Below are 17724 nucleotides of genomic sequence, written 5' to 3' on the forward strand. Positions count from 1 at the left end.
GCCTACTTCACCACCATCACCTCCACCCGCGACGCAAACGTCCCACTCCGATACACCCGATGTTCCGCTTTTACATAATCACTTTCTTTAGCCAAAAAGATATTCGGTACAAACTTTTGGGGGTTCCGGTCAATCAGCGGGAACCAGGTACTTTGCACCTGCACCATAATTTTATGGCCTTTTTTGAAAACGTGATCTGCTTGTAGCAAGTCCACGGTATAGGCATTGACCTCATTGGGTTTAACTGGCAGTGGTGTTTCAAAGCCTTTGCGGAAACGCCCCCGCAGCACGTCCGCAGTCACCATTTGCTGGTAGCCACTCATGCGACGGTTTTTTTCATCCATAGCAGGGTGAACGTCGATGAGTTTGACGATCCAGTCGGCGTCGGAGGCGGAAGTTGAGGCATACAATTGGGCCAGCACTTTTCCTGAAATGGTTACATCATTTTCCAGCACCTCCGTTTCCCAACTCAGTACATCGGGGCGATGGTGCACAAATCTTTGGTCTTCCGTCATCCAGGTAAACCAGCGTGAGCCGGGGCCATAGGTTTGTTCGATGGGTCGACTACGGTAAGGAACGGGATTCGCGGGATCAGAAACAAAAGCATCGAAAATATTGGCTATCGTACTGGCTGGTTTTTCGAAGGATAACTTTCCTTTCGGGTGAAAGTATAGCGCCTGCGGAATTGCTTGTTTGGGCGTCCAGGAATTGTATTTTTTCCATTGGTTAGCTCCGGTTTGAAAAATGGTCGCCTCGGCAAATTGCCCATCTCCTTTACCTTTCAGGTGATAACTGAACCAGGTCAATTGCATGGTTTCCCGAAAGTTTTTAGCAGTGGGTACCCCGAATTGCAAATTGCCGAGTGAACTTCCTTCGCCCCGCGACCAGCCACCGTGATTCCAGGGACCGATCACGATGTAATTGAGGTTGTTTTGATCTTTTTTTTCCAGCAGATCGTACATGAACAGTGGCCCAGCAAAATCTTCCTGATCGTACCAGCCTGCTACGTGTTGTGTGGGGACCGTAAGTGGCCGGTTTTCAAAGCGGTACAGCAAGGATTGTTTTTTCCAAAAAGCATCGTAGTTCGGGTGGTTTACAAAGTTGTTCCAGCTTGGAATGGTATTTTTAAAGTACTTGTCGTTCACGTTGGACAAAGGCCCCAGGCGCAGGTACCATTCGTAGTTGTCGTGGGTATCAAAAGGGAATAGGGTATCCGTTTTGCCTGCTTCTTCCATAAAGGCATAGTCAAAGCCATAACTGAGGCGAAAGGCGCCATTGTGGTGCATGTCGTCGTTGATGAACCAGTCGGCGGGAGTGGCTTGTTCTGAAACTGCTTTTAGCGCAGGGTGCGGATCAATAAGGGCCATCATGCTGGTCCAACCATCGTAAGAAACGCCAAAAATTCCCGCCTTACCATTGTTGTTGGCGATGTTTTTCAACAACCAATCGATTGTGTCATAGGTGTCCGTACTTTCATCAATACTGTTGGGTACTTTGGAGTCGCGGGTCATGCGCAACATTTCGAATTTGCCTTCCGACAAATAACGCCCTCTGATGTCTTGTTTGACAAAAATAAAACCTTCTTTGGCCAGCTCAGGTTGGCTACGCTCAGGAAATGCAGCATCTGCCACACCATATGGAGTTCGGCTGAGCAAAAAAGGCAGGGGCTCCTGGCTTTCTTTGGGCACAAAAATGACCGTATGCAATTTAATGCCGTCACGCATAGGAATCATGACGGATTTTTTTTCGTAGCGAGATTCAGGAATGGATTCCTGAGCCCAAAGGGGTAACCCAATAAGCCAGGAAATGGCGAGAAGTAAATAAGGTTTCATTGGTGTTGGATTTGTGCTCAATATACCAAATTCCCCTTAAAACACCTCCAATCCAATTCCCTCAATTGCTCAATAATCAAAAGCAGCCTCCCATTCTTTTTTCAGCAATTTTTGCAATTTGGGCATTTCGTTGCAGGCATTTTCGTAGCCCAGGTTGAAAGCTTTATCAATTGCTTTACGGTCGAGCATCCCAATGGCTTCGATGCCTGGAGGTGCAAACAAGAAGTGACAGGAAGCCAATTTCGGTTGCACGATAGCGAAACGCGATAAATCCATTGCACGCATGGCTACCTGCATTGAACTTTTAACATCACTGCCCTTGATTGGCGAAATGGGGTGTACATAGCTACCCATCAAAAAATTACAACGCTCTTGCAGTGGTTCTAATGGAAAATTGTTCATGATTCCTCCATCAGCGTGCATGGCGCCATCGATCAACATGGGCGAAAAAACGGGTGGCAAAGAAGCCGAAGCCAACAACACATTGATGAGTTCTCCACTGTTGTGTACCTCCCAATCCCCTTTCTCCAAATTGGTCGTGGTGACATAAAGGGGTTTTTGTAATACTTCAAAAGCATCGTCCGGGAAGTATTTTTCAAAAATGGGTCGGAATTTTTCGGAGTCAAGCAGGCCGGGCTTGGAAGTTGAGTAATAATAAATGCTAAACAGTGGGGTGGCTTTAAAAAACTCCAAGCTCTCCTCTGGACTATGACCTGCGGCGATCAAAGCTCCCGTCAAAGCTCCTGCGCTGGAACCTGCAATACAATCAAAATCAATTTCGTGTTCTCTCAGGGCTTTGACCAGTCCCAAATGGGCCATTCCTTTGATGCCGCCCCCGGATAATACAAGGCCAGTGTTTAACATAGTGGGCAAGTTTTGGGTGATAGAATTGTGAGAGAAGTTAAACGATTTTGAGGTGGGATGCAAGTATGTGGGGAGATCAAAGGATGAATTTTTTCAAAAAAAACAATCTCAATGCGACATATGAGCACAAAGGACACAAAGGCAGTACAAAGAGCACCAAGGAAGGCGTCGTCAACGCCTAACTTTGTGACCTTTGTACTGCCTTTGTGTCCTTTGTGCTTAAAAGTGTCGCTTTGGTAAAGTTGTATAGTGAACCTAAACGCTTACTTTATCCGATACCGCAGTCCCAAATCCACCCAACTCGGTTTCAACAACAAATCACTCGTTTTCGTGAAGTGCTGCAAGGACTGCCGATAACCTAAGCTAGCGCTCCAGCGTGTAGAGATGCGGTACGACACAGCTCCTTGAGCCGAAAAGCCGAAAGAGCGGAAGCTGTTTTTTGACAAATTGTCGTCTTGAGGTTGAGCCAATGAATTTCCAACTGTTGTTGAGAACTGCAAGCTGTTTTCAACATTGTCAAAAAGGGTGCTCCGAATGTACTGGTTGCCCAATTTTATTCCACCCAGGTAATGCAAATTACCGCCAAAAGCAACACCAAATCGTTTTCCGATGGGATGATACAAGGATAAACTTAAATTGACCACCTGAAAATGGATACTCGACACAGATTGGCTATTGTTCTGACCTGCTGAAACAGAGGTTCTATCTGCAACAGCCACTTTTATCCCACTAATGTTTTCTTTACCGGTCAAAATATCCCGTTGGATACTTTGTATGCCTACTTCGGTCATTTCATAGTTCAATCCAGTTAGAATGCGCATCCGTCCAATTGGAATGCCGCTCAGAATACCTGCCTTATAACCACTCAGTCCTTTTACCCCTGAAGCCAACTGGGTGCCAGCCTCGGCCCACCACTCCAGTTTTTGCCTGGCCCGCTGGGGTTTGATGCTGACTTTTTCCATTTCCACTGAGGGCAGATTTAAATCCGGCTTGCGGGTGTTCAAAAACTCGCTTGCGCTCCATCTTTCCACGGAAGGTTCATCCAGGGCTGTATGATCTTGCTCCGCAGAATTCGAGCTGGGAACACCTACGTTACCTTCAATAGCTGCAACAGTAGGAATGGCTTCATTTTTAAGGACATTAGCAGGGAGCAGATCACCTGATGTAGCTGTCCTATCGACAAGAATCTGGGGCTCTTGTCGGGTTTTCGTACCAGTGCTCAATCTGTTCTTGCCCGTTTTTTGCGATTTTTCTACTCCACGAGCAGGTGCCAATGCAGCAATGGCCTCAGTTTTACGCTCGGCTTGCTGCACAGGCGCTGATGTTGGCTCTTCGGGGTTGGTTTTGCTGTGTTTGTCAGCAGGTTGTACAGTGTGCTTTTTCCCCTGTGCAATGACAGGTTGGCTTTGCTGTGGTTTTTCTTCGGCAACGGGAATTTTGCCCTCCAATAAGGTATCACGGCCCAACAACACACACAAGCCGAGTGCAGGCAGGAACCACAACCAGAAGGCTCCCCTACGCTTGCGCTGCGGCATTTCCCGATCCAATAACTTGTGCATTTCCTGCCAAGCGTGATCGGCGAACAAATCCTCGTGTAAATTATCCCGCATAGTTCCGTTGGTTATTGAGTTGACGATTGATCATCTCTTTCAGTTCTTTTCGTGCAATAGACAGGTACCATTTGGAAGTACCCTCACTCATGTTCAGTAATTCGCCAATTTCAGCATGGGTATATCCTTCAATGGCGTACAAGCGGAATACCCGTTGGCTGACATCTGGCAATCGATCTACCAGGCTCAAAATGTCTTCCAGGTATAAATTGGACAAAGCAGAGGATCGGGTTGGTGCGTCCCGTCCATCTAATTCCAAAAAGTCGAATTTTCGAGTGCTGTTTTGCCGGAAATAGTCTGACAAACAGTGAAATACCACCCTGCGGATCCAGCCTTCCAATGACCCACTAAAAGTGAAGGTGTCGATTTTTTGAAAAACCTTTAAGAAGCCATTGTTGATGATTTCAAGTGCCACGTCGCGGTCTTCCGTATAGCGCATACACATCCTCAACATCACCGGGAAGTACTGCCGGTAAAGGAGTTCCTGATAGTAGCGACTATTGGCTGCACAGCCTGCCACTATCTCTTTTTCGGTGTGTTGTTGTTGCGGGTTTTGCGCCATGTTTCTAGTCCTTGGTGTAGTGTTTTGATCTAAGCGGCACTTCGACTTCGCTCAGTGACCACTGAGATCAAAACAGTAGACCCATTTTTAACACCCAACGATTCAATTTGTAGTCATTTTCTCTCCGCCAGCGGCTAGATTCCCACCAGTCTTCAACCAGGGTAGCCCGTTGGTGCCAGTATCCAATCTCTGTGGTAAAACGGGTGGTCTTGACGTTGTGCCAAACAACGCCTAAAGCAGGGTGAATACGCCACCCCCCTTTGAAAGCGTATGCCTCCGTTTGTTTGTCAGCTGACCAGCCCACACTGTAGCCGCTATCCAGTAGTGCATAGGCCCGGTGGCGTCGCTCAGGCTCGTTGTAATACCTGATTTCAGCTACAATAGGAATAAGTCGATCAGAAATTCCTCCGAACATGAAGTTCATCCCGGTACCCAAGCCCACGCCCAAACGGGGGGTCATTTGCATCCCAAAACTATATTCAAAGCCCAGACCTGATCTGCTGTTTGCGGTTGTTTTAACCCCAAAGGGCATAAACAAAGCGAAGTTATTGTAAAAAGTCTCCGCTTCCAAAAAAGGCTTTTCAGGCTTTTCAGGTTTCAAAAAGTATTCCACATTTGTGGTGTGCGCTCCAGCTACGAACTTATCTAGAATTTCAAAGGGAATTTTCATCAAAACTCCATCATCCGTGCGGAACACCATGGCTTTTCCTAGTTCGTAAAACTGGATTTCGCCCCAAATTCTTTTCCCTGTTTTTAAGACGACCAAATCTTGTTTGGGTATCTTACTTTGGGCTTCAAGCTTGGTCTTGTTTTGCCCTACAACATGGGAAAGTGTGAAAAACAACAGCACAAATAGGTAGGTGTACTTCATTGGCTTTATTTTTTACCGCAAAAACACGGAGGTTCAAAGAAAGTATTAAGCTCCGTGTTTTTGCAGTTAAACTGATCATTTCGAAACATTCAACACACTCAAACGCACCATTTTCTTTGGATTGGAATAATCGTACTGATAAATTCCATTTTTCCCGGTGATGATCGCCAGGCCTTCTTTTTCCAGTGCAATGACATCAAACGCATCAAAATCGTCCAGATGTGACAATTGATTTTTGTCTATTGCAAAATCATCTTTGGCATCAAACACCTTTAATCCCTCGTCACTATCACAAATCATCAACACATCGCCCGTAATCGACAAACCAATAGGCTTGTGCATCTTGTAAGTTGTAAGCAATTTAGGGTTGGTGATTTCGGTAATGTCCAACACATCCAATTGATTGTTGAAGCCTTGACAAACCGTACCTTCTCTCAAGGTTACATAAGCCCGATTGCCTTGAGCCACGACGGGATCACAAGCTCTTGCGTGTTGGAAGTTGGCCAAAAACTTGGGTGCCTCAGGGTCAGTTGCATCAAAAATCTGCATCCCTGACATACCTCCAATAAAGAGTTTGTCCTCGTATGGGTAAATCGTTTCGATGTCCCAACCAATGCCAACATTGCTAGCCATTTTAGGTTCGGTTGCGTTCAACAAACTGAACACCCGTAAGTTAGAACGATCTACGGTGTACAAATGGTTTGCAGTGATCGTGAATCTTGCAGTGGAGCCACCAATACCTACCGTACTTCCTCCAGGTGCGCCTACTTTAGAACCACTTGCTGATCCATTGCTAAAGGTTCTGATTGCAGCATCTGCTTGCAGCCAAAGTCCTCCGCCCCGGAAAAATACAATGCCGCCCTGGTCACAAGAAGGCACCACCTCGGTGGTTTCAGTTTCTTTATAGGTAACCAAGTATCCTTTTTCTGGATCAACTCCATAATTGGGAAAAGCATCCTTGACCCGGCCTGCAAATTTTGGGTTCTTGGGGTCTTCAATATTGATCATGACCAAATCTACCCAGCTGTCGGCGTAGAGGATATTGTTCCGTACCGCCATATCGATATTCCCAGGGATGGGCACAAATGCAACTGGCACAGGTGCTTTGGGGTTGCGATTGTCCACTATATGGAATCCTTCTTCAGGTTCGTTGATGAACAGGTACTCTTCATAAACGTATATCTTACCTGCATCCTTGATTGCTCTGGGTGCTTCTGGCAAAATGTCTTTGCGCAATTCTTTGCCATTAATGTATTGCGGATCATACCGAATGTAGGTCGTAGAGGTTTCACAGGAATCCTTCAAACAACTGGTCAGCCCTGTCATCAACAACAGTCCCAATAGTCCAGTGAGAAAATGTTTACGTAGCATCATGTCAGGTTTTTTGCTCGGCTTTAGATTTCACTCAGTTAAAATCCAAAGTCAATGAGTTATCAGGAATTATAAATGCAAAGTAGCTACTTCATTTTCGGAAGACGGGCCTTGTTCGAAAGAGGTTGGTAAATTGTAGATTTTTTTGCGCCAATCCACTTATTTTAAATTGATTTGGTGGGGAACAGTTATAAATGCGCAAAAAAATAGGCTTGTATGGCAGCATACAAGCCTATTGGAATTAGTATATGGTTAATTGTCTTGCTTAGATTTAACCCAAAAAAGACTTAATGTACGATCAGCTTTCTCGAAATAGCGCCTTTTTCTCCCTTTAACCACAAATGATAAATGCCCGCTGGAAGCAAATTGGGATTAAGCAAATAATCATTGTTTCCGACGCTAGTCTGGATTTTTTGTTGGTGAACCACCTCACCTAAAGCATTGGCCAAAACAGCATTCAAAGCCATGTTTTCATCCGCCTCAAATCGCAAACGAATGGATTCGCCTGCTTGAATTGGATTGGGATAAAGTTCAAGTTTGTGGATTGTTTCCAATAAAGGTACTCCCGTAGTGGATTGATTGATGGTAAACGAGCGAGTAGAGGAATAAGACTTGCAGGCGTACATGGCATTGAAGGGCCGGATCCGCCAATAATAAGGCCGGGAACTGCTCAAATTAGCTACCTCTACAGCGGTATCCCGCGTAATCCCCCGGTACACCACAGTCCCAAAGTTGGCCAACAAACTCACTTCCAACAAGTAACCACTAGCATTTTCTGCGTGGTTCCACTGAAACATGATTTTGCGATTGTAAGAACTCACCACTACCTTATTGCCAGGGAATTGAAGAATGTCTCCTATTGGTTCTATGTTTTGGCAAGGTGCGGTTGGCATAAAATGGTGGGGCAATGCCTCTCCCAAATAGCTGTGCATGGCACCAACCTGACTGGGTGAAAAGCGATTGGCACAGATTCCCAAGGAATAAGACATGATCAAGGAGCCGTCCGAACAAAAGTAATTTCCATCGGGGTCCATTTGTTTGATGATACTTATCCCTTTGCCGTCACATTCCCAACGGCCGGATAAGTAATCGGAAGGTGTATCACAAAAACCATCACCAGCAAATTCACAATTGCTGCCATTTGACATTTCGACTTCAATACCCATTTTGGTTTCATGTGGGGCAGGTTTTGAAGGGTCGACATTTTCCATTTCCCAGCCATAGAAGGTATGTGGTAAAGACAAATAATGCCCCATTTCATGGGCCCAGTTGGCGTCTTTCCCATTGGTGCAATCATTACTGAGCACAATGGCCATACTTTGTCCGCCAGGCATGTAGTTGTATCCACAGGCATCCATTGGGTCGCGTACAAAGTAGACGTTTACTGTTTCGGGTACATTGTAGCGGGAAAACAGATTGGGAATTTGTGGAAATGTGGTTTTATCGTGGTCAAAAAGGATGCTGTTGTTGATGTATTGAATATCTCCTTTGACAAAAAATTGTAGTCCAGTAGATGCATACTTGTCATTGAGTGAGCACAAAGCATCCAAAATGATGTTGCCCCCAATGTACTCCTTGCCTTCATCAGTACCAACGACGTGAATCGTCATGGCGATGTATTTGTTCTCATCAGAGCGCAATTGTGGCGTCCGCTGTCGTTTTTGAAACTCGGTCAACCAGCTTGATTTAATTGCAGGAGTGGCGCAAGGAATGAGGGGCTGGCCCTGTAAAAACAGGCATCCCAACAGTATAAAACAGAATGGTAACGTATAGCGTACAAAACGCATACAGGGGGTGTTAAGTGGTGATGTAAACTAGTGTCTCTCAAAAAGCTCGTAAAACTGAGGGTGAAGCTACTAATAATCGGGCGAATTTGAAAGTTTTGCAAAAATTCAGTAAATCTTTTGTCCTCAGCCGAACATTGCAGAAATAATTCCCTAATATTGCGGGGAATCCTCAAAGGGCAGTTTAATGGGGCTTTTCTGACCATTTAAACGTCCCTTACACCTTCAAATCAGTCAATTTTAACTTTCATAAAAGAATATAAAATGAGCAAAGTAACCGTTGTTGGCGCTGGTAACGTAGGAGCTACCGTAGCCAACGTACTGGCACACCGGGACATTGTTAAAGAAATCGTATTGTTGGACATTCAGGGCAACATGGCCAAAGGCAAGGCCCTGGATACCTGGCAACAAGCCCCCATCGATTATTACAGCACCCACCTGCGTGGTACCGATAATTATGCGGATACTGCAGGTTCCGACATCGTGGTGATCACTGCTGGGGTTCCCCGCAAACCTGGGATGAGCCGCGATGATTTGATTTCGACCAACGCAAAAATTGTCAACAGCGTTACCCGCTCCATCCTTGAGCATACTAAAGCGCCGATCATCATTGTGGTGTCCAACCCACTGGATGTAATGACTTACGCTGCTTACAAAACAGCAGGTTTGCCAGCTACCAAGGTATTTGGTATGGCTGGTATTCTGGATACAGCGCGTTACCGTGCTTTTTTGGCCGAAGCCTTGCAGGTTTCGCCTAAAGACATCCAGGCAGTCCTGATGGGTGGCCACGGCGACACCATGGTGCCACTGCCTCGTTATACCACTGTGGCGGGTATCCCAGTTACCGAACTGATCGATGCCGACAAGCTCAATGCAATCGTAGAGCGCACCAAAGTAGGTGGTGGTGAACTCGTCAACTTGATGGGTACTTCCGCCTGGTATGCTCCAGGTGCTGCTGCTGCGCAAATGGTTGAGGCCATCCTAAAAGATGAAAACCGCATCTTCCCTTGCTGTGTAAACCTGAGTGGCCAATACGGCTTAACAGATACTTTTGTAGGTATTCCCGTCAAATTGGGTAAATCCGGTATCACCGAGATGATCGAATTGAAACTGGATGCCGATGAAATGAAATTGTTGCACGATTCTTCCGTTGCTGTGAAGTCGGTGATGGATGTGTACGACAATATGGGGCTGTAGCCCTCAGCTGTCAGCAATGAGCTGTCAGCAATCACGTTGGTGCTAAATTCGATCTTATTCGATCACCCACCTGATTGCTGATCGCTCATTGCTGATCCCTTCTGAACCTTTTCCACTCTCCTTTGTTACCTAGTAAAACTCTGTTTTATGGTTTCGGTTGAAATGCAAGGAGAGATTCTTGATCAAATGATCACCAACACTGGAGAAAGCTTGCGCAAGGCGGCCGCTGAAGCTCCGGTCTTGCTCGTCTTTCTGCGCCATTTCGGCTGTGTATTTTGTCGCGAAGCCTTATCCGATATTTCCAAACGCCGCAAGGAAATAGAGTCTACCGGGACCAGAATTGTCTTTGTCCACATGACTGACGCTGACATTGCCGAACGTTATTTTTCCCGTTACAATTTAGAGGATGCCATTCATATCAGTGACCCGGACTGCACTTTTTACCGTGCCTTTGGTTTGATGAAAGGCAATTTCAACCAGCTTTTTGGTTTGCACTCCTGGATTCGGGGATTTTCTGCAGCAGTCGTAGCGGGCCATGGTGCCGGGCCTCAATTGGGTGATGGTTTTCAAATGCCTGGCGTTTTTGTAATCCAAAATGGTGAAATCCGGGAAAGTTTTATCCACAACCTTTCCTCTGATCGCCCCGACTACGAGGAGCTGCTCAAGTGTTGTGTCCTGGATTGAATCAATCCTTTTACAAGTTTTTCTTACCTTCGATAAACCGAACACCCCTGCTTTGGTGTTCCAATTACTTTAGAACCTGTTTAGGGCTATTCTGCCTAAAATTTTCACAACCCAGAGTCCAATGATTGGATGGAAATTTGGTGAATATCAACCCGGCGAAGAAGGAGGAACCCCCTTCGAAAAGCTGCTCAAAATATTTCAGGAATTGTTGCTGTACACTTCTGGCGACGTCAACGAAGCCATGTCCTGGTTGACCGAGCTGGACAAAGAGTACAAGCTTACGGATGAAAACTATGGCATCGCCGACTTTTTCCAAGACCTGATTGACAAAGGGTACCTGCGCCAACCCGATGAGAAACAAGGTGGCTTCAGCATTGCCGCCAAAATGGAAATTGCCTTGCGGCAAAAAGCCCTGGAAGATATTTTTGGCAACATCAAAAAAGCCAAACAAGGCAACCATAGCACAAAATCGGAAGGTCGTGGCGATGAGCTCACTGCCGAACTCCGACCTTATGAGTTTGGAGACCAACTGGACAAACTGGCCATCTCCGAATCGCTCCGCAATGCCCAGATCAACCACGGCATCGAAGAATTCAAACTGGCACACGAAGACTTGGAGGTACACGAGACCTTCTACCAAAGCCAAACCAGCACCGTATTGATGATCGACATTTCCCACTCGATGATTTTGTACGGTGAAGACCGCATTACGCCTGCGAAGCGGGTAGCCATGGCACTTTCTGAATTCATCACCACCCGTTACCCCAAAGACACTCTGGACATCATTGTCTTTGGCGACGACGCCTGGCAAATCGAAATCAAAGACCTCCCCTACTTACAAGTTGGGCCTTATCATACCAATACCGTTGCCGGACTTGAGCTGGCCATGGACATCTTGCGCCGTCGACGCAACCCTAACAAGCAGATCTTCATGATCACGGATGGTAAACCGACTTGTATTAAAAAAGGGAAAAAATACTATAAGAACAGCTTTGGCATTGATCGGAAAATCTTGACGCGGACGCTGAACCTGGCGCAAAGTTGCCGGAAATTAAGCATTCCGATCACTACCTTTATGATTGCTCGGGACCCTTACCTGGTCAAATTTGTAGATTCCTTCACACGGGCCAACAATGGCAAGGCTTTTTACAGTAGCCTGGAAGGCTTGGGAGAGTTTGTGTTCCGGGATTACAAGACGAATAAGTCAAAGCGAGCACGCTAACTCAGGTGTCCCTTAAGTGCCTTAAGTTTCTTAGGTGGTGAAAAGAAAAGCCTGCTTCGCAGGCATGGTATTTTTTCACCACCTAAGAAACTTAAGGCACTCAAGAGACACCTGAGAAAGTTATACATTGAAGCGGAAGTGCATGATGTCCCCGTCGGTAACGACGTATTCCTTACCCTCTACACCCATTTTACCTACTTCTTTTACCGCAGGTTCAGAGCCATATTTGATGTAATCGTCGTATTTGATCACTTCAGCACGGATAAAGCCTTTTTCGAAGTCGGAGTGAATTACACCTGCCGCCCCTGGTGCTTTGGTGCCCTTGCGGATCGTCCAGGCGCGTACCTCTTTTTCACCAGCCGTGAAGTAGGTGATCAGATCCAGTAACTTATACGCAGCGTGGATCAAGACATTGACACCTGGTTCGTCCAGGCCCATATCTGCCAAGAACTCCATGCGCTCTTCATAACTCTCCAGCTCCGCAATATCCGCCTCGATGGCAGCACTGATCAAGATAACCTCCGCGGGTTCAGCGGAAACGGCTTTTTTGAAGGCTTCAGAGTGCGCATTACCACTAATTACTGAGGCTTCGTCCACGTTACACACATAAAGAATAGGCTTACCCGTGAGCAACATCATGTCTTTCAAAATGGCCTGCCCTTCATCGTCCAGGTCACAGGAACGAGCTGGTTTGGCGTCTTGCAGGTGGGCCAGAATTTTTTCCACATGGTCAACCACACGCAGTTCTTCCTTTCCACCACTTTTTGCCGCTTTTTTAGCTTTGTCAAGGCGTTTTTCAGCTGTATCGATGTCTTTGAGGATCAATTCGGTATCAATCACCTCCTTGTCGCGCACCGGGTCTACGCTGCCATCCACGTGTACAACATTGCCGTCTTCAAAACAGCGTACGACATGAATGATGGCGTCCACCTCCCGGATGTTACCCAGAAACTGGTTGCCCAAACCCTCACCCTTGCTGGCTCCCTTGATCAACCCGGCAATGTCGACGATTTCTACAGTGGTAGGCACCACGGAGCGCGGGCCAATGAGTTCCACCAACTTGTCCATCCGGCGGTCAGGCACGGTGATCATACCCACGTTGGGCTCCTTAGTGGCAAAGGGATAATTGGCCGCCAGTGCCTTGGCATTGGTCAACGCATTAAAAAGGGTAGATTTTCCTACGTTGGGTAAACCAACAATTCCACATTTTAGTGCCATATTGCGAGAAAGTTGTGAAAGGTTGAGGAGTTGATGCCTCGGCTACCTCAACCATTTTTTAAAAGGCGCGGCAAAGATAAACTTTACAATGAATTTTTTGGCTCATTTTTTCTTATCTGGCGACGATCCAGCTCTGATGGCAGGAAATTTCCTGGCTGATTTCATCAGTAACCGGGAAGTGAACGAGTTGCCAGCTGAAGTGCGACGGGGCATAGTGCTGCATCGCCAGATTGACCATTATACCGATAGCCATGCCGCAGTGCGCCAGAGCATCCAGCGCCTGTATCCGCGCCACCGCAAATACGCACCCGTGTTGGTAGATGTATATTACGACTATTTTTTGGTGCACAATTGGGCGGAGTATACGTCGGAAGACTTTAGCGCCTTCCGCCAAAAAGCTTACTCTGCTCTGCATCAGTACCTGCCAAGTATGTCTGCCGTAATGCAAAAAAGGGTGCAGGGGATGGTCGAAGCGGATTGGTTGCGCAGTTATGGGCTGTATGAAGGGTTGGAGTACACCTTTATGCGCATGAAAAGCCGGACCTCCATGCCGGAGCATTTGGAGGGCGCAGTGGATACGTTGAAGGTATTTCGGGAGGAGATGGATGAGGAGTTTCGGTGGTTTTTTCCGGAGGTGTTGGGGTATGTGCGGGATGTTTTTCCTGTGACCCACGACACCACCCACGATACACCCCACGATACCACCCACGACTAAAGTCATGGGCTGGATTGGGATGTGGCCTCCCACGGATATAACCCACGATTTAAATCGTGGGATTCTCGTGGGTTGGCGGGTTACTTCAGGGAATGAAAGGCCAACACACCCACACTTTCACACCTCACACACGCACCCTTTCTCGTGGGTTGGCGGTTTTTGTAAAAATAACTGATCCTTTTGGAACTAAAAGACCATGTACTTCGTTTTGATTTAAAACTAAGTATATGATCCAACCACCCTCCCACCCCACTATCCTTGGCGCCATTGCTGGCGATGTCATCGGTTCCATTTATGAGATGAAGGAAATTGACAGCTTCTACTTCGATTTTTACGATGAAAGGTGCCGTTTTACGGACGACACTATCCTCACCGTTGCCGTCGCTGATTGTATCCTGCACCAAAAAGATTATGCCAAAACCATCTGGGAATATGGCCGAAAATACCCTGGTCGAGGTTTTGGTGGTACCTTTCGCAAGTGGCTTGAATCAGAGGAACGGCAGCCTTATGGCAGTTTTGGCAATGGCTCGGCCATGCGAGTGAGCGCGGTAGGTTTTGCTTATGATGATCTGGATCAGGTGTTGGAGGCTGCGAAACAATCCGCCGAAGTCACCCACAACCACCCCGAAGGCATCAAAGGTGCCCAAGCTACTGCTGCTGCGATTTTCCTGGCTCGAACAGGTAAAAGTAAAGCTGAAATCCGGCAATACATCGCCCATACTTTTGCATACGATCTGAACTTTACCATCGAGTCCCTGCGGCCACACTATGGCTTTGATGTTTCTTGCCAGGGTTCTGTACCCCAGGCGATTGTAGCTTTTCTGGATAGCAGTGATTACGAAAATGCTATTCGATTGGCTATTTCGCTGAACGGGGATAGTGATACCTTAGCTTGTATTGCGGGAGGAATCGCAGCGGCGTATTATAAGGCAGTTCCTCAAAAAATATTGGAGTTTGTAGTGGGAAAACTGAATGAGGAATTGTTGAAGGTGGTGCTGGAGTTTGAGAAGCAATATGCGTAACCCAAGCCTCGAAACAGCAGAATTCATCTCAAAACGCATTAATTTGCCTGGCAATGATGAGGCCAAGAATCAAAAGAACCAAGGCAAAATTTAAACCAATTCCCAGGCGCTCCATAATTTTTGGGTTTTCTTTTTTTATCAAACTTATTAAACCAAATAAGAAACCAAACAATAAGGAAAACAGAATTATGTTTAGTGCCAGCATATGGTGACTTATACCATAACAGGCATGCATCTTGAGCGGCCTTGTCATCCATAAATATACCAGCAAACACAAGGTCAGCAAAGCTGCGGCAAAGGATAATTTAGCAAATAAATCACCTTTTTTCTTTTCATAAATATCTTCATCCAATAGTTCTTTCATGATTAATAAATTTAGGCATACTATTGGACTAAATACCTGGTTTGAGAAATACCTCCAGTATTTACCTCCCAATTACCCGATTGTATGGATTAAAGCCCTACCTTACCCTTCCTCAGGGTTTTACGCCATGCAGACCTCAATCCAAGCTATTGCACGAGCAGTTTGATTGCCTCATCGACAGTTTTATCGCAGACAAAGTAGGATTAAGTGAAAATTTTCTTGAAGGGCAACTTGCTGCCCAGCTGAAAGCCCATTTGATCGATCTGCACACTGGCCAACAATTCCACGCTGCCGGAATCGGCAATCAGGATATCCACCATCAAGATCAAAGCACCCGGGGCGACCAGATTTATTGGTTGGATCGCCAACACCAGCATCCCCTGGAAAACCGCTTTTTTGAGCTATTGGATAGCTTTGTACTTTACCTGAATCAAAGTTGTTACACCGGCATTACGGGCTATGAATTTCATTATGCCTTGTATGAAAAAGGCAGTTTTTACAAACGTCACCTCGATCAGTTTCGCAGCGACAAAAGCCGGGCTTTTTCCATGATTTTATACCTCAATGAGCATTGGGTACCCGAAGATGGTGGTGAACTGTGCATTTACCATCCTGATAGGGTGCAAACCATTGCACCACTCAGTGGCCAATGTGTCTTTTTCAAAAGCAGCGAATTGGAACACGAAGTGTTGCTGACCCAGGCACCACGGATGAGTATAACCGGTTGGTTGAAGGTAGGTTAAATGAAAAAGGTTCGAGAAGTACCCTTGACTGGCACTCTACGAACCTTTTTCATCAACTATTCAGTCGGTATTATTTCTGATACAACTCAAACTCCGTCCGGCGGTTCAAGGCCCGGCCTTCTGGCGTGGCATTGTTGCCGACTGGCCGCGTTTCTCCAAAACCATCGTGCGTAATCCGGGCAGCATTGATGCCTTTGGATACCAGGTAATCGTTGCAAGCTTTGGCCCGCGCTTTGGACAATTTGAGGTTCAAATCATCACCACCTGAACTATCGGTATGGCCACTGATGCGTACACTGTAATCAGAGTAACGCTTCAAAATGTCTACTACCTGATCCAGAATCGCATTGGAGCTGGCCTTCAGCACTGAGCTACCCGTTTCAAACTGTACATTGCGGGCCGCAAAGCTCAGGGTTTCTTTGTCTTTTTGGGTGATCTCTGGACAGCCGTTGTTGCTGGCAGGACCAGGCTGATTAGGGCACTTGTCTACACTATCAATCACGCCATCACCGTCCGTGTCCGGGCAACCACGGTTGGTTGCTGCCCCTTTTACATCGGGACAAGCGTCATTTTTATCAGCAATACCGTCTCCATCGCGATCTGGGCAACCCTTGGTAGAGGCAGGACCAGCCAGATTGGGACATTCGTCGTTGGCGTCTAAAACGCCATCTCCGTCAGCATCCCGAATTGGGCAGCCATTGTTACTGGCGGGGCCTGCTTCGTTTGGGCACTGGTCTTTGCTGTTGATGATGCCATCGTTATCGGAGTCAGGGCAACCGTTATTTGCAGCAGTACCAGCCTCAGTGGGGCACTGATCCTTGCTGTTGATGATGCCATCGTTGTCGGTATCGGGGCAGCCGTTGGTGGAAGCTGGTCCGGCTTCTTCCGGGCAGGCATCTTTGGTATTGGCAATGCCATCATCGTCGTTATCAGGGCACCCCATCGCTTTGGCTGTACCGGGAATGGTAGGGCATTGATCTTCCGTATCAACGATTCCATCCTTATCGGTGTCTTTGCCCGCAGTGGTGTCATCGCCTCCGCCCAGGTAAAACTTAAGGCCAGCGCCCAATTGGATGTTGTCGCGCAGGTCGGAAAATCCAATGCGATATTCTCCTTTGGTGGTGAAATAAACCGCTCCGCCCAATTTAAAATCGAGCCCAATGCCCACTGGAAGAGCAAAATTTACGCTACGTAAATCTTCATAATTGGCACCTAAACCCGCAAAAAGATTGGGGCTAAAAAAGACATTCGGCTTCAAGGGACGCAGCTGCAATAGCGCATCCAGGTTGAATAAGCCACCTGCGCTTAAGGTTTTACCGGTGGCGTCAATGGGGTACTTGACCTGTCCTATCTTTAGTGGAATAGCCAAACTGAGTGGGCCAGTCAAATGCCGACCATACTCAAATTCAAAACCCGAGGTAAAATCATCCCAATTCCAGTCCTTGGCAATTTGGTATTGGTAGTTGGGGAACAGGGCACGAACGGCGATGTAATCTTTGGTCAAATCGTGTTGTGCATGCACGAGGGGTAGGCTCAGCGCAAATGCGAGCGTCAGGGTAAGTAGAAGCGTTCTCATGTTGCAGTAGATTGGTTTCAAATAGGTTTTGTAAACAAATATAACCATAACCCATCAGAAAAATGGTTTTCCCCAATGATATTTGTTAT

At 46.7% G+C, this 17724-nt stretch carries 16 protein-coding genes; 6 read left to right on the forward strand and 10 right to left on the reverse strand.

Annotated features, from left to right (window positions below):
* Positions 1-2: 2 nt before the first annotated feature.
* The 7 genes from ACO08K_RS26055 to ACO08K_RS26085 form a co-directional block, all read right to left on the reverse strand.
* Positions 3-1832 (reverse strand): CocE/NonD family hydrolase, encoded by a 1830-nt coding sequence (locus ACO08K_RS26055; RefSeq protein WP_421799420.1) that lies wholly within the window; start codon positions 1830-1832, stop codon positions 3-5.
* A 69-nt stretch (positions 1833-1901) separates the two neighbouring features.
* Positions 1902-2696 carry a patatin-like phospholipase family protein gene (locus ACO08K_RS26060; RefSeq protein WP_421799421.1) on the reverse strand — a complete coding sequence of 265 codons (795 nt, stop codon included), beginning with the start codon at positions 2694-2696 and terminating at the stop codon, positions 1902-1904.
* A 263-nt stretch (positions 2697-2959) separates the two neighbouring features.
* Positions 2960-4306 (reverse strand): outer membrane protein, encoded by a 1347-nt coding sequence (locus tag ACO08K_RS26065; protein ID WP_421799422.1) that lies wholly within the window; start codon positions 4304-4306, stop codon positions 2960-2962.
* Positions 4296-4868, reverse strand: a complete 573-nt coding sequence (locus ACO08K_RS26070) for an RNA polymerase sigma factor (protein ID WP_421799423.1) — start codon at positions 4866-4868, stop codon at positions 4296-4298. The genes ACO08K_RS26065 and ACO08K_RS26070 overlap by 11 nt, the downstream gene beginning before the upstream one ends.
* A gap of 67 nt (positions 4869-4935) precedes the next feature.
* Entirely contained in the window at positions 4936-5739 is an 804-nt protein-coding gene (locus ACO08K_RS26075) for a hypothetical protein (RefSeq protein ID WP_421799424.1), read from the reverse strand.
* Positions 5740-5814: 75 nt separating this feature from the next.
* Positions 5815-7113: an LVIVD repeat-containing protein gene (locus tag ACO08K_RS26080; protein WP_421799425.1), complete on the reverse strand. Its 1299-nt coding sequence runs from the start codon at positions 7111-7113 to the stop codon at positions 5815-5817.
* 284 nt (positions 7114-7397) lie between these two features.
* A complete protein-coding gene (locus ACO08K_RS26085; protein WP_421799426.1) occupies positions 7398-8897 on the reverse strand; it encodes a T9SS type A sorting domain-containing protein in 1500 nt (499 codons plus the stop codon).
* A gap of 261 nt (positions 8898-9158) precedes the next feature.
* Here ACO08K_RS26085 and mdh point away from each other — a divergent pair, with 261 nt between their 5' ends.
* The 3 genes from mdh (at position 9159) to ACO08K_RS26100 (ending at position 11997) form a co-directional block, all read left to right on the forward strand.
* Entirely contained in the window at positions 9159-10091 is a 933-nt protein-coding gene (gene mdh, locus ACO08K_RS26090) for a malate dehydrogenase (RefSeq protein ID WP_421799427.1), read from the forward strand.
* 147 nt (positions 10092-10238) lie between these two features.
* A complete protein-coding gene (locus ACO08K_RS26095; RefSeq protein WP_421799428.1) occupies positions 10239-10775 on the forward strand; it encodes a SelL-related redox protein in 537 nt (178 codons plus the stop codon).
* Positions 10776-10896: 121 nt separating this feature from the next.
* A complete protein-coding gene (locus ACO08K_RS26100) occupies positions 10897-11997 on the forward strand; it encodes a vWA domain-containing protein (RefSeq protein WP_421799429.1) in 1101 nt (366 codons plus the stop codon).
* A 120-nt stretch (positions 11998-12117) separates the two neighbouring features.
* On the opposite strand, the gene ychF is transcribed toward ACO08K_RS26100, so the two are convergent.
* Positions 12118-13215, reverse strand: coding sequence for a redox-regulated ATPase YchF (gene ychF, locus ACO08K_RS26105; RefSeq protein WP_421799430.1), 1098 nt, complete (start codon positions 13213-13215; stop codon positions 12118-12120).
* Between the two features lie 88 nt (positions 13216-13303).
* On the opposite strand from ychF, the gene ACO08K_RS26110 reads away from it, so the two are divergent.
* Together ACO08K_RS26110 and ACO08K_RS26115 are read left to right on the forward strand one after the other, a co-directional pair.
* Positions 13304-13930, forward strand: a complete 627-nt coding sequence (locus tag ACO08K_RS26110; RefSeq protein ID WP_421799431.1) for an ACP phosphodiesterase — start codon at positions 13304-13306, stop codon at positions 13928-13930.
* Between the two features lie 227 nt (positions 13931-14157).
* Positions 14158-14952: an ADP-ribosylglycohydrolase family protein gene (locus tag ACO08K_RS26115; RefSeq protein WP_421799432.1), complete on the forward strand. Its 795-nt coding sequence runs from the start codon at positions 14158-14160 to the stop codon at positions 14950-14952.
* Positions 14953-14980: 28 nt separating this feature from the next.
* Here the strand turns inward: ACO08K_RS26115 and ACO08K_RS26120 are convergent, their stop codons facing one another.
* Positions 14981-15316: a hypothetical protein gene (locus ACO08K_RS26120; RefSeq protein ID WP_421799433.1), complete on the reverse strand. Its 336-nt coding sequence runs from the start codon at positions 15314-15316 to the stop codon at positions 14981-14983.
* 41 nt (positions 15317-15357) lie between these two features.
* Between ACO08K_RS26120 and ACO08K_RS26125 the strand changes: the two genes are divergently transcribed.
* Positions 15358-16059 (forward strand): 2OG-Fe(II) oxygenase, encoded by a 702-nt coding sequence (locus ACO08K_RS26125; protein WP_421799434.1) that lies wholly within the window; start codon positions 15358-15360, stop codon positions 16057-16059.
* 70 nt (positions 16060-16129) lie between these two features.
* Here ACO08K_RS26125 and ACO08K_RS26130 read toward each other — a convergent pair whose 3' ends face one another.
* Entirely contained in the window at positions 16130-17635 is a 1506-nt protein-coding gene (locus ACO08K_RS26130; protein ID WP_421799435.1) for an OmpA family protein, read from the reverse strand.
* Positions 17636-17724 lie beyond the last annotated feature (89 nt).

This window comes from Haliscomenobacter sp. (assembly GCF_965225875.1).
GTDB lineage: Bacteria > Bacteroidota > Bacteroidia > Chitinophagales > Saprospiraceae > Haliscomenobacter.

Bases quoted from the DNA above. Each gene is read 5' to 3' on its own strand.
- ACO08K_RS26070 (WP_421799423.1), bottom strand. From the start codon at position 4,868: ATGGCGCAAAACCCGCAACAACAACACACCGAAAAAGAGATAGTGGCA.
- ACO08K_RS26115 (WP_421799432.1), top strand. From the start codon at position 14,158: ATGATCCAACCACCCTCCCACCCCACTATCCTTGGCGCCATTGCTGGC.
- ACO08K_RS26100 (WP_421799429.1), top strand. From the start codon at position 10,897: ATGATTGGATGGAAATTTGGTGAATATCAACCCGGCGAAGAAGGAGGA.
- ACO08K_RS26130 (WP_421799435.1), bottom strand. From the start codon at position 17,635: ATGAGAACGCTTCTACTTACCCTGACGCTCGCATTTGCGCTGAGCCTA.
- ACO08K_RS26055 (WP_421799420.1), bottom strand. From the start codon at position 1,832: ATGAAACCTTATTTACTTCTCGCCATTTCCTGGCTTATTGGGTTACCC.
- ychF (WP_421799430.1), bottom strand. From the start codon at position 13,215: ATGGCACTAAAATGTGGAATTGTTGGTTTACCCAACGTAGGAAAATCT.
- mdh (WP_421799427.1), top strand. From the start codon at position 9,159: ATGAGCAAAGTAACCGTTGTTGGCGCTGGTAACGTAGGAGCTACCGTA.
- ACO08K_RS26060 (WP_421799421.1), bottom strand. From the start codon at position 2,696: ATGTTAAACACTGGCCTTGTATTATCCGGGGGCGGCATCAAAGGAATG.
- ACO08K_RS26110 (WP_421799431.1), top strand. From the start codon at position 13,304: ATGAATTTTTTGGCTCATTTTTTCTTATCTGGCGACGATCCAGCTCTG.
- ACO08K_RS26095 (WP_421799428.1), top strand. From the start codon at position 10,239: ATGGTTTCGGTTGAAATGCAAGGAGAGATTCTTGATCAAATGATCACC.
- ACO08K_RS26065 (WP_421799422.1), bottom strand. From the start codon at position 4,306: ATGCGGGATAATTTACACGAGGATTTGTTCGCCGATCACGCTTGGCAG.
- ACO08K_RS26075 (WP_421799424.1), bottom strand. From the start codon at position 5,739: ATGAAGTACACCTACCTATTTGTGCTGTTGTTTTTCACACTTTCCCAT.
- ACO08K_RS26080 (WP_421799425.1), bottom strand. From the start codon at position 7,113: ATGATGCTACGTAAACATTTTCTCACTGGACTATTGGGACTGTTGTTG.
- ACO08K_RS26120 (WP_421799433.1), bottom strand. From the start codon at position 15,316: ATGAAAGAACTATTGGATGAAGATATTTATGAAAAGAAAAAAGGTGAT.
- ACO08K_RS26085 (WP_421799426.1), bottom strand. From the start codon at position 8,897: ATGCGTTTTGTACGCTATACGTTACCATTCTGTTTTATACTGTTGGGA.